Genomic DNA, 16,310 nt, shown 5'->3' with positions numbered 1-16,310 from the left:
GCTAGTTGATGCCTCTTTTTACAAACTCAGTCGCTTTTACACGTGCAGCTTGGTCGCAAGCTAAAATCTCATCGAGAGTTTGCACGTTGATGTTTTGTGTTGCGTTGAGCGTTTCAGCGTTAATTCGATAAATATCTGTAAAGCCGATTTGACCATTTAAAAAGGCAGCAACGGCAATTTCATTCGCCGCATTTACTGTGGTGGTTGCACCTTGCCCCATTTCACACGCATCAATGGCAAGTTTTAAATTAGGGTAACGGGCATAATCTGGTTTAGTGAAAGTAAAATCTGCCATTTGTGAAAAATCGAGCGGTTTTACACCCGCATCGACACGCTCAGGAAAAGCTAAAGCATGTGCTATTGGTGTGCGCATATCTGGATTGCCCATTTGCGCAAGCACTGAGCCATCTTGATATTGCACCATAGAGTGAATAATACTTTGTGGGTGGATCACCACTTCAATATCACTGGCACAGCAGTTAAACAACCACTTGGCTTCTATAAACTCTAGGCCTTTATTCATCATAGTGGCTGAATCAACAGAAATCTTTTGTCCCATCGACCAATTAGGGTGTGCCACCGCTTCTGCAACAGTCACTGATGATAATGTCGCTAAATCACGCTTTAAGAAGGGACCGCCAGAACCAGTCAGCAAGATTTTGCTCACGCCATTGTCAGCAAGTAAGCCAGATGTATTTTGTAGCGATGCTGGCATACATTGGAAAATCGCATTATGTTCGCTGTCGATAGGCAGTAAAGTGGCGCCATGTTGTTTTACTTTATCAATAAACAACTGACCTGACATAACGAGCGACTCTTTATTAGCGAGCAAGACCTTTTTGCCAGCTTCAACTGCACTTAAAGTCGGTAACAGACCTGCTGCACCTACTATCGCCGACATCACTGCATCAACATCTGTATGTGCAGCAAGCTCACACATCGCATCAACACCTGCTAATACCTGAGTGTTACATTCGCTATTAGTGAGTAAGTTTGAAAGCGCGCTAGCGGCTTGTTGATCAGCCATTACAGCAAATTTAGGCTGATGTGCGATACACAACTCAGCCATTTGCTCGGCATTTTTCCCCGCCGCTAGAGCAAAAACCGCGAAACGCTCTGGGTTTCTAGAAACAACGTCTAAGGTGCTTAAACCGATTGAACCAGTTGCGCCCAGTACGACAAGTTGCTCAACTTTGCTCATAAACTCAGTGTCCACGCGTAACAAAGTACAAAGATTGGCGCAGCTGCGGTTAAGCTATCGATACGGTCTAAAATACCGCCGTGACCAGGTAAACATGAACCGCTGTCTTTCAAGCCAACTTCTCGTTTAAACATACTTTCGAGTAAATCGCCTACGGCTGAGAATAACGCGATAAATGCAGTCATCACGGCATAGATTGGCCAAACACTCATATCAACATTAGTGAAGTGACAAAATGCTAAAACAAAAACAACCGAAGCTACTACACCACCTAATAAACCTTCAATCGTTTTATTAGGACTTACCTTTGGCATTAGTTTACGTTTACCTAAGTTTTTACCAGTAAAGTAAGCACCAATATCAGCGCTCCATACAATACCAAGTACAACTAAAATTAACATTGAACCAAAGTGAGTAGATTCACCATACCCTGCGCTACGTAGTGTATTTAGTGCAAGCCAAAGTGGCACTAGCGTTAAAAAGCCTGCAATGGCACGCATTACAATGCCTTCATTCCAAGCCTTTGCCATAGCTGGGTAGCGCCAAACTAAATAAGTTGCCACAATCCACCATGCAAATGACAAGGTAAATAGGTAGTTTGCATCACCCACTAATTGACCATTTTGCCAAAGTGATTCAATGGGCCAATGCCAGTTAAGTAATGCCAAAAATGCAGCCGTTGCTGCAACAAATCCAAAACGTTTAACTTTATCGCATAGGCCCATAAATGCAGACCATTCCCACGCACCGAGCAAAACAATACCAGCGGCGATATAACTAAATAGTGTTAATGGGGTATAAAAAACCAAAATAAGTGCAAGTGGTGCCAACACGAGCGAGGTTAAAATTCGTTGTTTTAGCAATGTGTGTACCTTCAACTAGTAATTAGGTCTCGGCGAGTAATTGTTTTATTTGTTCGCCTGTACAACCAAATCGTCGCTCTCTGGCAACGTAACATGCGATAGCGTCAGCAAATGCAGCTTCATTGAAGTCTGGCCAAAGCGTATCGGTAAAGTAAAGCTCAGCATAAGCCGCTTGCCATAAAAGGAAATTACTGATGCGTAAATCTCCACCGGTGCGGATCATTAAATCAAGCTCACCTTGGTCGGCCATACTCATTTGTTCAGCCATTAGCTCTTCAGTAATATCTTCTGCGGCCATTTCACCGGCTGCGACTTTTTTCGCAAGCGTTGTTGCGGCGTTAGTAATATCCCAACGTCCACCATAATTAGCTGCCACGTTTAACTGTAGACCCGTATTATTACGAGTTAATTCATGGGCTGCATCAACTTTATTGCGCAAACCTTCTGAAAAGCGTGATAAATCACCAATTATGTTTAGCTTTACATTATTTTTATGAAGTTTTTTAACTTCTTTGCCCAGTACAAATAAAAATAGCTCCATGAGCGTATTTACTTCGTCTTCTGGACGTCGCCAATTTTCGCTACTAAATGCGAATAGTGTTAACGACTGTATACCTAAGCGAGTACAAAATTGCACTGATTGACGAACCGCATCAACGCCCTTTTTGTGCCCATAAACACGTGGGCGATTTTTCGCTTGTGCCCAACGTCCGTTGCCATCCATGATTATAGCGACATGCTTAGGCAAACTTTGCTGGGAAATTTTATCAGCGTTAAGAACCATAAATATCGAGTATTCCATAAAAAAACGCCGTCTAGTATACCCTAGACGGCGTTTCAAAACTAATAAATTTAGTTACGCCTGTTTACTTACAGAATCAGTGTCTGAAAGATAAACAGCAGCGATTAGATTTCCATTAACTCAGCTTCTTTTGCAGCTAGTTGTGCGTCCATCTCTTTGATGAACTTATCAGTAAGCTTTTGGATCTCGTCTTCTGCTTGACGTGCTTCATCTTCAGAAATATCTTTTTCTTTCAATAAGCTCTTAATGTCGCCATTTGCATCACGACGGATGTTACGTACAGCAACACGACCGCTTTCAACTTCGCCACGTACGATTTTGATAAGGTCTTTACGACGCTCTTCTGTAAGTGGAGGAAGTGGAACACGAATAACAGTACCTGCAGACATTGGGTTTAAACCTAAATCTGAAGCCATGATCGCTTTTTCTACTGCTTGCGCTAATGACTTATCGAACACGCTAATTGCAAGTGTACGAGAGTCTTCAATTGTTACGTTAGCAACTTGGTTTAATGGCGTGTCAGCACCGTAGTAAGACACTTGAATACCGTCAAGTAATGCTGGGTGCGCACGGCCTGTGCGAATTTTAGATAATTGACTGCCTAGTGCCGCAACACTTTTTTGCATACGTTCTGACGCATCTTTTTTGATATCGTTAATCACGGTTCAATCCTAATCTATTTGCTAGTTTCGTCTGAGGCTTGTGAAGAGATAAGCGTTCCTTCATCTTCGCCCATAATAACACGCTTAAGCGCGCCTGATTTATTCATGTTAAATACGCTTAATGGCATGTTGTGGTCACGCGCCAGCGTAAATGCAGCTAAATCCATAACCTTAAGCTCTTTTTCAATGATTTCATTGTAGCTTAAGTGGCGATATAGTGTAGCGTCTGGGTTTTTCACTGGATCATCAGAGTAAACACCATCCACTTTAGTCGCTTTGATTACAGTATCTGCTTCAATTTCAATACCACGTAAACACGCTGCTGAGTCAGTCGTGAAGAATGGGTTACCTGTACCCGCTGAGAAAATTACAACGCGGCCAGATTTTAATAGGCTGATAGCTTCTGCCCAGTTGTAAGCATCACACACACCGTTCAGTGGGATAGCAGACATTAAACGACAATTTACAAATGCACGGTGCAGTGCATCGCGCATTGCCAAACCATTCATTACAGTGGCAAGCATACCCATGTGGTCGCCAACTACGCGGTTCATACCCGCTTCTGCCAATGAACCACCACGCAAGAAGTTACCGCCACCGATAACTAAACCTACTTCTACGTCGAGCTCTACAAGTTCTTTAATTTCTTGAGCCATACGGTCAAGTACTTTTGGGTCGATGCCGAAGCCTTCGTCTCCCATTAATGCTTCACCGCTAAGTTTAAGAAGAACACGTCTAAAAATAGGTTTACGATTGATAGTCATAATATTTGGGCCAGCCTTAGTAATGAGATAAAAAATAACCGCGCTATGGTTACACATAAAACGCGGTTATTTTAAAGAATTTTCATCAGTGACGCAAAAGCTAATAGCAGATTAATTTCATCTTATTGCCCTACGTCACTAAGTTAGAAAATTACTCGCCTTTTGCAGCAGCGATTTGAGCAGCTACTTCAGCAGCGAAGTCTTCTTCTTTACGCTCGATACCTTCACCAACTTCTAAACGGATGAAGTTAGTAACAGTTGCGCCTTTCTCTTTAAGAATTTCGCCAACTGATTTTTTAGGTTCCATGATGAAAGCTTGACCAGTAAGAGAGATCTCACCAGTGAATTTCTTCATACGACCGATAACCATTTTCTCAGCGATTTCAGCAGGCTTGCCTTCGTTCATCGCGATATCGATTTGAACTGCTTTTTCTTTTTCAACAACGTCAGCTGGTACGTCTTCTGGGTTTACGAACTCAGGCTTAGACGCAGCTACGTGCATAGCAACTTGCTTAAGTGTTTCTTCGTCAGCTTCACCAACTACAACAACACCGATACGGTCGCCGTGGCGGTAAGAAGAAAGCTTGTCACCGTCGATGTACTCAACGCGACGAACATTGATGTTTTCACCGATTTTAGCAACTAGCGCAACACGAGTTTCTTCGAATTGTGCTTTAAGTGCTTCGATGTCTGCTTTAGATTCTGCAGCAGCGTCAAGAACTTGGTTAGCGAAACCAAGGAAGTTAGCGTCTTTAGCAACGAAGTCAGTTTGACAGTTAACTTCAAGAAGTGCAGCGAAACCGTTACCTTCTTTGATTAAGATTGTACCTTCAGCAGCGATGTTACCTGCTTTTTTAGCAGCCTTTGCAGCACCGCTCTTACGCATGTTTTCGATCGCTAACTCGATGTCACCATTAGTTTCAGTTAACGCTTTTTTACAATCCATCATGCCAGCGCCAGTACGCTCGCGTAATTCTTTAACTAGGGCAGCAGTTACAGCCATTAGAATATCCTCAATTGAATTCTGTTATAGGGAAGCGGTATAGGCCGCTTAACAAGAATAACAAGTCTTCATCTTAATTAGATGAAGACTTGATGACAGCTAATTACTCAGCTTCTACGAAGTCGTCTTTCTCAGCTTGAGCAACGATGTTGTTCTCACGACCTTCAGTGATCGCAGCTGATACAGCGCCAGTGTAAAGTTGGATAGCACGGATCGCATCGTCGTTACCAGGTACGATGTAATCAACACCGTCTGGGTTAGAGTTAGTATCAACGATAGCAACAACTGGGATACCTAGGTTGTTAGCTTCACGGATAGCGATGTGCTCGTGGTCTGCATCGATAACGAAAAGCGCGTCTGGAAGACCGCCCATGTCTTTGATACCACCAAGGCTCTTTTCAAGCTTTTCCATTTCACGAGTAAGCATTAACGCTTCTTTCTTAGTTAATTTCTCGAAAGTACCGTCTTGGCTTTGCGCTTCAAGGTCTTTAAGACGCTTGATTGATTGACGAACTGTTTTCCAGTTAGTCAACATACCACCTAACCAACGGTGGTTTACGTAGAACTGCTCGCTTTGAAGAGCGGCTTCTTTAACTGCTTCGCTTGCTGCGCGCTTAGTACCAACGAAAAGTACTTTACCTTTGTTAGAAGCTGCGTTCGATAAGAACTTAAGTGCTTCGTTGAACATTGGTACAGTTTGCTCTAGGTTGATGATATGAACACGGTTACGAGCGCCGAAGATGAAAGGCTTCATCTTAGGGTTCCAGTAACGTGCTTGGTGACCAAAGTGAACACCAGCTTGAAGCATATCGCGCATTGAAACGTTTGCCATTTGTATAATCCTCTATAATTTAGGGTTAGGCCTCCACATATCCCATAGCACCAACACCGTAGTTAATCTGTAACTTAAGTGCACCCAAGTGTATGTGACGATACGTGTGTGTTAAAATAAAATTGTGTTTGCCTTAAATACAAAAAATCAGTTAAGAATTTATTTGTAAAAAGACGGCGCGCTTTATACCATATTAAAATTGAAAACTCAACGTCTAGTGCAAAATTTGTGCACTAAAAACTGACCTGAAAAACAACTTTGGAGCCTCAATGAGTGCTGTGATCAAGACCCCTGAAGAAATCGAAAAAATGCGTGTTGCCGGGCGCTTAGCCGCCGAGGTACTAGAAATGATAGAACCGCATGTGGTGCCAGGTGTAACCACAGATGAACTAAATACAATTTGTCATGATTATATTGTTAATGTTCAAGATGCTATTCCAGCACCGCTTAATTATCACGGTTTCCCAAAATCAATTTGCACCTCAGTGAACCATGTAATTTGTCACGGTATTCCAAATGACAAACCACTTAAAGAAGGCGATAGCGTAAATATCGACGTGACTGTGATCAAAGATGGCTATCACGGTGATACATCGAAGATGTTCCACGTTGGTACACCTAACATTCAAGGCAAGCGCCTTGCAGATATCACTCAAGAAAGCCTATACCTTGCAATTAAAATGGTTAAACCAGGCGTACGCTTAGGTGATATTGGTGCTGCAATTCAAAAATACGCAGAAAGCTTTAGCTATTCTATCGTTCGTGAATATTGTGGTCACGGCATTGGTGCTGAGTTCCACGAAGAACCTCAAGTAATGCACTACGGTAAACCAGGTACTGGTGAAGTATTAAAAGCAGGTATGTGCTTAACAATCGAACCTATGGTTAATGCTGGTAAACGCCAATGTAAGCTACTTAAAGACAACTGGACAGTTGTAACAAAAGACCGTTCATTGTCTGCACAGTGGGAACATACACTGTTAGTGACTGAAAATGGTGTTGAAATTTTAACGCTCCGATCAGATGATACTATTGACAGGATCATCGAACACTAGGAGCCAGCCCCAGTGGCATTACCCAATAAAGTAAAAAAGTTGCTCAGCCAAGCTGAGCAACTTAGCGATTATCGCGACTGTTCTAGTTATTTTTATAAATGGCTACAGAACGAATTCTCAAAACAACCCGTTAGCAACTTAATTAATGCCCGCGCTGAGTTTATCGACCGCTTATTAATTAAACTGTTTCACGATTACGACCTTGCTCATGAAAGTGACTTAGCCCTGATTGCTGTGGGTGGTTATGGTCGTGGCGAACTGCACCCCTATTCCGATATCGACTTTATGTTGCTGGTAAGCGAGCAGCCAAGTGAAGCCGTGTGCGAGAAAATTGGCCAGTTCGTTACCATGCTTTGGGATCTAAATTTAGAAATTGGTCACAGCGTTCGCACTATAGAACAAGCATTAGAACAAAAACGTGAAGATGTGACATTTGCCACCAGCTTACTCGAAAGCCGATTAATTTTCGGTAACCATATCGAATTCGAAAAATTAAAAAATCATTTAATTGATACGCCGATTTGGCGCTCAGACGAATTCTTTTTGGCAAAAGTACAAGAACAAAGTTTACGCCATAAAAAATGCCATGGTACAGCTTATAACCTTGAGCCTAACATCAAAGAAAACCCAGGTGGCCTGCGCGACTTACAGACCATTATTTGGGTTGCTAAAAAGCACTTTAGAGCCGAAACATTACAAGAACTTATAAATCACGGCTATCTTACTCACGAAGAATATCAAGAGCTGTCTGAGTGTTTAGAAAACCTATGGAACATTCGTTTTGCGCTACACATCGCTGCGGGTCGCTCTGAAAACCGCTTATTGTTCGATCATCAGCCTAACGCCGCTGAAATTCTTGGCTTTGGTAGTGATGGTAAAGCCTCGGTCGAGCGCATGATGAAACGCTTATTTAGGATTATGAGCCGCGTACGTGAGCTTAACCAAATGCTGCTTTCATACTTTGAACAAAGCATTTTACCGGGTGCTGGTGAGTTACCTGTGATTGAGCTTGACCGTAACTTTGAGCGTATTGGTCATCAAATTCGTGTTAAGAATCCATCGGTGTTCTTCCGCCGTGATCAGCTATTTGTATTGTTCGAGCATATTGCTGATAACCCAGAAATCACCCATATTTACCCAAGTACCATACGTACAATGCGCCAAGTTCGCCGTCGTTTATTGGGTGATTTACAAGATTACGCCGCCTGTCGCGAAGCATTTTTGCGTTTAATCAAACACCCTAACGGTATGGGGCGCGCATTTACGCTGATGCACAAGCACGGTATTATCGCTGCCTACTTACCACAGTGGCGTAATATCTTTGGGCAAATGCAGTTCGATTTATTCCATGCCTACACCGTGGATGAACATACCCATAAACTCATCAACAATATTTATAAGTACTTTGATAAATCAAAAGTCAGCGAATTTCCGTTATGTAGTGAAATTGTCACTCGCATGGACAAGCCTGAGTTACTTTATTTAGCCGGTATTTTCCATGATATTGCTAAAGGTCGTGGTGGCGATCACTCTGAGCTTGGCTCAGTTGATGCAATCGCGTTTGCTAAGCTACACCGCTTCCCAGCCTCTGATGGCAAGCTTATTTCGTGGTTAGTGGCTAATCACTTACTTATGTCGGTTACAGCGCAGCGCAAAGATATTAATGACCCAGATGTGATTAAAGACTTTGCAAGTAAAGTGAAAAATGAGCGTCAGCTTGATTACTTGTACTGCTTAACGTTAGCCGATATTCGCGCAACTAACGATAACCTATGGAACGATTGGAAAAATACCCTACTACGTGAGCTGTATTTACACACCCAGCGAGCGCTTCGTTTAGGGCTTGAAAACCCAATGGACCAACGTGACCAAATACGTGATAAAAAACAGCAAGCCAAACAGCGCTTACTGAACCACGGTTGTAACGAAGATCAAATCGACTTAATTTGGAGTCGCTTTAAAGCCAATTACTTTACCGCTTTTAGTGAGCAACAGATTTCGTGGCACACAGAGCACCTACTAAGCTGTGACGATTTAAGCCAGCCTAGCGTTGCCGTGTCTAACACCGCAATGCATGGTGGTACACAAGTATTTGCTTATAGCCCTTACTCGGGCAGTTTATTCTCACGTTTAGTTAGTGTGATTGGTTCGAAAAAAGCGCAAATTCAACATGCGCAAGTACTGACCACAAAAGATGGCTACGTGCTATTTAGCTTTGTTATTTTAGAGGTCAATGGTGACCCGATTGCGAGTAACCGTTCGCAAGGCATTAAACGTGCTTTAGATCTTGCAATTAGCGACCCGAAAAAGAAAATTCGCCTTAAAAAGAATCGCTCTCAGCGCTTCAAAGACTTTAATATCAAACCAAAAATTGTGCTTAGACCGCATGCCCGTAAAGACCGCAGCTTAATTGAAATTCAAGCGGTGGATATTCCGGGTCTATTAACAAAAATAGCGGAAGTATTTCAAGCGCACTTATTACATATTCATGCCGCACGGATCACCACAGTTGGTGAGCGTGCAGAAGATTTCTTCGTGGTATCAAATAACGAATACCAAGCATTAACAGACGAAGAACAGGCTAAAATTCATCAAGCATTGCGTAAAAAACTCAACGCAGAAACCGAATAAGAGGATCTTATGTCAGATTTAAAAACCATGATCGAAAACGCCTGGGACAACCGCGATAGCATCAGCCCAAGCACGGTATCAAGTGAAGTAAAACAAGCTATTATCGACGCGCTTGAATTACTTGATAGCGGCGCTGCACGTGTTGCTGAAAAAATCAGTGGTGAGTGGGTTGTACATCAATGGTTAAAAAAAGCGGTGCTACTGTCTTTCCGTATTCGTGATAACCAACCAATGAGCGATGGTGTTAATCAGTTTTACGACAAAGTACCACTTAAATTTAGCGACTATACACCAGAGCAATTCCAACAAGGCGGCATGCGTGTTGTGCCTAATGCTGTGGCACGTAAAGGCAGCTTCGTAGGTAAAAACGTGGTGCTTATGCCATCTTATGTCAACATTGGCGCCTACGTTGATGAAGGTACCATGGTTGATACATGGGCAACGGTTGGCTCATGTGCACAAATTGGTAAAAACGTTCACTTATCTGGCGGTGTAGGCATTGGTGGTGTGCTTGAGCCACTACAAGCTAACCCAACTATTATTGAAGACAACTGCTTCATTGGCGCACGTTCTGAAATTGTTGAAGGTGTTGTAGTTGAAGAAGGCGCCGTTATCTCAATGGGCGTTTATATCAGCCAAAGCACACGTATCTATGACCGTGAAACTGGCGAAATCCATTACGGCCGAGTACCAGCCGGTGCAGTTGTTGTTCCAGGTTCACTTCCGTCAAAAGATGGTTCGCACAGCCTATACGCTGCCATCATCGTGAAAAAAGTTGATCAGCAAACTCGCGAAAAAGTAGGTATTAACGCCCTACTTCGCTCGATTGATGAGTAATAACACTGAGCTGTAAGCCGTCAGCTGTCAGCTGTCAGCTGTCAGCTTTAAATTTTAGATATAAGAAGCGCGATGCTAACTAGTTTCGCGCTTTTTTGTACTTAGAGCTTAAAACTTAGGACTCAAGGCTTTTAACTTAAAGCGCCTCAGCTAAATTGTTACATCTTATTTCAAATACACACTTTATCGCTTAATTACGGCTATTCAGCGTTACTTCTGACATACATTTCATTTACCTCACTGGCACTTTTTTTACATCGCACTACAATGCACACAAACTGATTTTGGAACACACACAATGAATCTGACACGTAGTTCGCTGAAAAACCCTGCGAGTGTTATTGTCATCTTGGTGTTGATTATGTTGTTTGGCATGTTGAGTATTTTTAAGCTGCCAATTCAGCTCACACCAGATATTGAGCAACCGCAGATCACTATTTTTTCTGGCTGGCGCCAAGCTGCACCTGAAGAGATTGAATCGGTGATCATTGAGCCGCTTGAGAACGCAGTAAAAAACACCCCGGGTGCGCTAGAGGTTAATACTTACATTAACCGTGGCAATGGCTCTATCACGTTGACCTTTGCTGTTGGGCAAAACATGCAACAGGCCATGCTTGATGTGTTAACTAGCCTTAACCAAGCGCCACCTCTGCCGTTAGATGCATTTGATCCTGTGGTTTTTGCTGGCGGCAATAATGGTGAAGCCGCAGCAACGTTACTGGTCACCCCGAAAGATTTTAATAGCGACAGCCTTGATTTAGACATGGCGCAGTTCCAAAAACAAATTGATGAATTTGTTGAGCCCCGTTTGGCACGTATTCCTGGTGTTGCCCGCGTTGATTTAGCCAGTGAGCGACCAAAAGAGTTACGTATCACCTTTGACCCTCACAAAGCCGCCGCACTTGGCGTCAGCCTTGACCAAATCAGTAACGTATTAGCCAGCTCACGCGATACCTCTGGTGGCCTTGCCAATGTTGGCCGTCGTCAATATACCGTACGTTTTACTGGGCAATATGATTTATCGAGCATGGCACAAATGCGCGTTGGTTATTCTGGCGATAGACCCATTTACCTTGGCGATATTGCAAGTGTAGAGCGCACTTTTTCTGACCGTTTAGGGATGAGTGGTCGAAATGGTAAACCCGCGTATTACATTCGTATTTCGCGCGCTAACGAAGCCAACACCGTTGCCCTACTCGACGACATTAATCTTGCTATTAAAGAGCTAAACGAAGGGCCGCTGGCTGAGAATGGCTTATCGATTGAATTAAGTTTTGATGCCTCAGTGCATATTCGTAATGCCTTGTCGTTAGTTAAAAGTAACTTAGGCCTAGGTGTTTTGCTGTCGTGTTTAATCTTGTGGCTGTTCTTTAGGGGCTTAAAGGCCACGTTTGTCATTGCAGCGACAATTCCTGTCTCTTTGTTAGTCGCGTTTTTAACATTGAATATTTTTGACCGTAGCTTAAATGTTATTTCATTGGCGGGCCTTGCCTTTGCTGTTGGCTTAGTACTTGATGCCGCCATCATAGTGCAAGAAAACATCGCAAGGCTCAGAAGCGAAGGCTTTGATACTAAAAAAGCCGCGCTAAAAGGCGCTGCTCAAGTAACGGGTGCCTTATTTGCCTCAACCACCACCAGCGTTGCTATCTTCTTGCCAATTTTATTTATGGCAGGTATTGAGGGGCAGTTATTCTCTGACTTGGCGCTTACATTATCCATTGCAGTGATTGCCTCTATGATTTGCGCAATTACACTTATTCCGTTGGCTAACCATTTTTGGCCAGACAAAGAACTCAAAGCGGATCCTTATAGTAAATATTGGCATAAGCTAACTAACTTCATCATGGCGCTTACCAATACCCGCGTTAAACAAATAGTGTGGATAGTGTCGTTATTGGGTGGCTCACTCGTCGCGACCATGACCATGCTCCCGAAAACTGATTTTATGCCGCGCGCACCAACCGATGGCTTTTTCTTTAACTTGAACACCCCGCCTGGCGGCAATGTGCAGTTTATGGAAGAAGAGCTGCTGATGCGCATCAAAAAGCGCTTAATGCCTTATTACACAGGTGAAAAAGAGCCAGGGATAAAAGATTTTAACTTTTATGCTTTTGGTTCGAATGCTGGCGGTTTTATTTATTCTGCCGATCCGCAACGTGTTGAAGAACTAATGAAGGTTGCCCGAGAAGAAATCTTCATTGATTTACCCGACACCCAAGTATTCTTCTTTCGAGGGTCGATGATCCAAGTTGCTAATGGCGGTGATGGTCGCAATATTAATATCGATTTAACTGGCCCGAATATGGACGAGCTAATAGCCGGTGCTAATGTGGCGCTGCAAGCTGTCACCGACGCAATGCCGAATGCCACTGCAAGGCCACAACCACGACTCGATATGGCAGAGCCAGAGCTTAGGCTCACACCCAATGACCGTCGTATAACCCAAGCAGGGCTAACTCGTCGTGATGTATCTCAAGCAGTGCAAGCCTATACAGGTGGGTTATTTGTTAATGAATACTTTGATGGCAACGAACGCATGAACGTGATTTTGCGCGGCATACCGTGGCAAACTCCAGAGGAGCTTAAAGCACTGCCTATTGTAACCCCGCAATCAGGTATTCAAACCTTAGGCGAACTTGCCAATATTGAGCGCACCGTGGGGCCAACACAGCTTAGACGTGTTAATGGCCGCCGTACCGTGAGTATTGTTGTCACGCCACCAGCAGACATGAGCTTGCAACAAGCGCAAACTATTCTCTCTGAGCAAGTTATGCCAAAAGTTCGTGCAAGCTTGCCTGACAGCTCTGGTGCGATTTTGGCAGGGAACGCACAAAAGATGAATTCGGCCATGCAAGAAATGACAATCAACTTTATCTTGGCTCTGTTTATTTTATTCTTGCTAATGACCGCATTGTTTAAGTCAGCCAAAGACAGCGCGTTAGTTTTACTGGTCATGCCACTGGCAATTGCAGGCGGTGTACTGGCCCTATTCGTACTTAACTTATTTACCTTTCAATCGCTCGACTTACTGACCATGATTGGCTTTATTATCTTGCTGGGTCTGGTGGTAAATAATGCCATTTTATTGGTTGACCAAACCCGCGTTGCGATGGCCGCAGGACTCAGTCGAGAAGACGCAGTTCGTCAAGCTGTACTACTGCGCGCAAGACCCGTTTACTTAAGTACTTTAACCAGCTTATTTGGCATGCTGCCACTGATGCTAATGCCGGGGGTAGGATCAGAAATTTACCGTGGTCTTGCCACTGTGATTGTCGGCGGCATGGCTATTAGCGCCCTATTCACCCTGATATTAATGCCAAGTTTATTGCAACTTGGCAGACAACTGCCGCCCGTTAATAACAAACAGCAACCAGAAAAAACGCCTTTAAGCTTGGTATCGAATCAATGAGTATTAAAACAATGAACACACCTTTTCGTAAATTAACCGCTCGCTTTTGTGCGCTATTCAGTCTTATCGCATTTAACGCCTTTGCAGTCGTGCCGGTTACTGTAGAAACCGTCACACAAGCTCCGCTGACAAGCGAAATTGAAGTTAGTGGCACTTTGTATGGCAAAGATGATGTAACCTTAACAGCAGGCGTTAGCGGGCGTTTATTATATGTTGTTGAGCCAGGTACTCTGGTTAAAAGTGGAGATACCTTAGTACGTATGGATACTTTGCCGCTTGAACTTGAAAAAGCACGCCAGCAAGAAATGCTCAATCGCGCCAAAATAAACTTACGTTTATATCAACAAGAACTCGCTCGTTTACAAAAACTCGCCAAAGCCAGTAGTGCTGCAGCAAGCCAAGTCGATGATATGCAAAATAAGCATGAGCTTGCGTTATCTGATATCGCACTGGCTAAGGTTGAATTAAAAGTAATAGACGATCAGCTTTCGCGTGCAACGGTTCGCGCCCCATTTGACGGCGTGATCAGCGAGCGTTTTAAACGCGCTGGTCGCGAAATAAATCGTGCTGATGAACTGGTCACCCTGCTCGATATTAATAACCTAGAAGTGCGTTTGTATGTACCTGTTAAATACTTAAAGTTTTTACACAAAGGCATAGAGTTACCGATTAAAGCCGGCGACTTATCAGCCCCTGATATGACAACAGCCACCGTAACAGCGGTGATCCCATCAACCGATCCGCGTTCACAAACCGTAGAAGTACGTGCCCTACTACCAAATGATGCCGAGCAAACATGGGCAATTGGCCAACTGGTAGATGTAGCCGTGCCACTAAAAAGTAAAGGTGATGTACTACTGGTGAATCGCGATGCGCTGATCTTACGCAAAAAAGGCACCCATATCGTCAAAATCGACAACGACAACAAAGCCCTGCAAATTCCCGTAAAAGTCGGTAATGGTAAAGATAAACTTGTTGAAGTAACCCCGACTTCTAACATCACTTTAAATGCGGGCGATAAAGTGGCAGTACGCGGCGCCGAGCAACTACAAACCGGGCAAGAAGTCGAAGTTCAGGTAAAGCAATAACTGCAAGGCTTGAGATGACTGCCAGCTATTAAATATTTTAAGAGCTGGCAGTTCTGATAAAAAGTAGTAACGATTATTAAAAGTTGCGCTTGTTTTTGACTTTCTAGGAAGCAAAAAGCAAGACTTCATTGCTAACAAAGCAAAAATTTCGTTATTCTATATCAGTAATTTTTAACGAAGATACCGATAAGGTTAATCCTTCAAAAGCTTAAGTATTATTGCGGATTGGTGTAGGGAAATAGGCAGCTAAACAAAGCCCCGCACTCCTGCAGGACTTTGGGGGAGCTGTATTTGTTTTTTAATAAAACTAACAGGTGGTTTTCTTCACTATTCCTTCGGCACGGATTTTCGCCTGAGCAGATCACCCAATTGAATTTGGCACCAAACGACTATTTTTATTGACCCAAAAAAACAAAACCAGCTTACGCTGGCTTTGGGTTGAGAGCAAAGTTTATTTGATCTCGATTGTTGAATCCTAGCCCCGACTAGCGAGGCTTTGGATTCAAGAAAGTTGAATCAATTAATATGGAACGTAATCTCAATTTACGAAACCAAAAAAGTTCTGTAAAAACAACTATCAAAATGACTGGAAAAGTCTTTTCGCAAGCTCTTTATCGATTTAAATCTTTCATCTATGTGACCGTCAAAAAATTTAAAACTTCGAACAAATGATCGCAAGTTCAATTCGCCAATCTCACCGACCAGCACGACCCTCAAAGCGTCATCTATAATGCCTTTGTCGATTAAATCTTGTCTTGGGCCTGACATTTCAATATCGACACAATTATCTGTCCATGTCGCAGAATACAACCAATTATTTGCATCAACTTCAATCTCTTCATTAGATTCAGATGAAATAAAGAAAAACATTTCCCAGTTCCGAGGAGGCACCCCTAAAACGATCTGCCACCCGCTGCCATCTATTGGAAAAATGTCCATATCACGAATTTCATAAAATTCATCATCATCACCAGTCGATATCGACAGTACATCGATCTCACCTTTCTCCGGGGAAGGACCAAGTTCCCACCCCAATGATGGGTTGTTTCCAAGTATCTTGCCCATTAACTCGATGAAACCTTCCTCGGGAACTTTGTCTTTATGGTTCATCAAGTGAGTCAGATTGACTACTAACTCATCTACGTTTTTCAAACTTTAAATCC

Annotated in this window: 13 protein-coding genes; 5 read left to right on the top strand and 8 right to left on the bottom strand. The window is 43.2% G+C overall.

The annotated features are described in order from the left end of the window. Position 1 precedes the first annotated feature (1 nt). The 7 genes from ispC to rpsB all read right to left on the bottom strand — a co-directional run bounded on the left by ispC (position 2) and on the right by rpsB (position 6,127). Complete coding sequence (gene ispC / locus ISP07_RS05795; RefSeq protein ID WP_209327071.1) at positions 2-1,201, bottom strand: 1-deoxy-D-xylulose-5-phosphate reductoisomerase; 1,200 nt, start codon at positions 1,199-1,201, stop codon at positions 2-4. Then, entirely contained in the window at positions 1,198-2,064 is an 867-nt protein-coding gene (locus ISP07_RS05790) for a phosphatidate cytidylyltransferase (RefSeq protein WP_054553119.1), read from the bottom strand. The genes ispC and ISP07_RS05790 overlap by 4 nt, the downstream gene beginning before the upstream one ends. A 22-nt stretch (positions 2,065-2,086) precedes the next feature. Then, the gene (locus tag ISP07_RS05785; RefSeq protein ID WP_054553120.1) at positions 2,087-2,866 is read right to left on the bottom strand and encodes an isoprenyl transferase; all 780 of its coding nucleotides are present in this window, start codon (positions 2,864-2,866) and stop codon (positions 2,087-2,089) included. A 104-nt stretch (positions 2,867-2,970) separates the two neighbouring features. Continuing rightward, on the bottom strand, positions 2,971-3,528 hold the full coding sequence (gene frr, locus ISP07_RS05780; protein ID WP_054553121.1) for a ribosome recycling factor: 558 nt from the start codon (positions 3,526-3,528) through the stop codon (positions 2,971-2,973). 14 nt (positions 3,529-3,542) lie between these two features. Next, complete coding sequence (pyrH, locus tag ISP07_RS05775; RefSeq protein ID WP_138599317.1) at positions 3,543-4,292, bottom strand: UMP kinase; 750 nt, start codon at positions 4,290-4,292, stop codon at positions 3,543-3,545. Between the two features lie 151 nt (positions 4,293-4,443). Then, entirely contained in the window at positions 4,444-5,295 is an 852-nt protein-coding gene (gene tsf / locus ISP07_RS05770) for a translation elongation factor Ts (RefSeq protein ID WP_138599316.1), read from the bottom strand. A 103-nt stretch (positions 5,296-5,398) separates the two neighbouring features. Beyond that, complete coding sequence (gene rpsB, locus ISP07_RS05765) at positions 5,399-6,127, bottom strand: 30S ribosomal protein S2 (RefSeq protein WP_054553123.1); 729 nt, start codon at positions 6,125-6,127, stop codon at positions 5,399-5,401. Between the two features lie 245 nt (positions 6,128-6,372). On the opposite strand from rpsB, the gene map reads away from it, so the two are divergent. From map to ISP07_RS05740, 5 genes are all read left to right on the top strand, one after another. Then, complete coding sequence (gene map, locus ISP07_RS05760; protein WP_228290538.1) at positions 6,373-7,182, top strand: type I methionyl aminopeptidase; 810 nt, start codon at positions 6,373-6,375, stop codon at positions 7,180-7,182. A gap of 12 nt (positions 7,183-7,194) precedes the next feature. Continuing rightward, entirely contained in the window at positions 7,195-9,813 is a 2,619-nt protein-coding gene (glnD, locus tag ISP07_RS05755; protein ID WP_054553125.1) for a [protein-PII] uridylyltransferase, read from the top strand. Between the two features lie 9 nt (positions 9,814-9,822). After that, a complete protein-coding gene (gene dapD, locus ISP07_RS05750; RefSeq protein WP_054553126.1) occupies positions 9,823-10,650 on the top strand; it encodes a 2,3,4,5-tetrahydropyridine-2,6-dicarboxylate N-succinyltransferase in 828 nt (275 codons plus the stop codon). Between the two features lie 298 nt (positions 10,651-10,948). Continuing rightward, complete coding sequence (locus ISP07_RS05745; RefSeq protein WP_209327070.1) at positions 10,949-14,059, top strand: efflux RND transporter permease subunit; 3,111 nt, start codon at positions 10,949-10,951, stop codon at positions 14,057-14,059. Further along, positions 14,056-15,147 carry an efflux RND transporter periplasmic adaptor subunit gene (locus ISP07_RS05740; RefSeq protein ID WP_420706826.1) on the top strand — a complete coding sequence of 364 codons (1,092 nt, stop codon included), beginning with the start codon at positions 14,056-14,058 and terminating at the stop codon, positions 15,145-15,147. The genes ISP07_RS05745 and ISP07_RS05740 overlap by 4 nt, the downstream gene beginning before the upstream one ends. 543 nt (positions 15,148-15,690) lie before the next feature. On the opposite strand, the gene ISP07_RS05735 is transcribed toward ISP07_RS05740, so the two are convergent. Then, complete coding sequence (locus tag ISP07_RS05735) at positions 15,691-16,299, bottom strand: hypothetical protein (protein WP_063706835.1); 609 nt, start codon at positions 16,297-16,299, stop codon at positions 15,691-15,693. Between the last annotated feature and the right edge of the window lie 11 nt (positions 16,300-16,310).

The sequence above is a fragment of the Pseudoalteromonas sp. PA2MD11 genome (assembly GCF_017808125.1).
Taxonomy (GTDB): Bacteria; Pseudomonadota; Gammaproteobacteria; order Enterobacterales; family Alteromonadaceae; genus Pseudoalteromonas; species Pseudoalteromonas simplex.
This window is presented reverse-complemented; position numbering and strand designations above follow the sequence as displayed.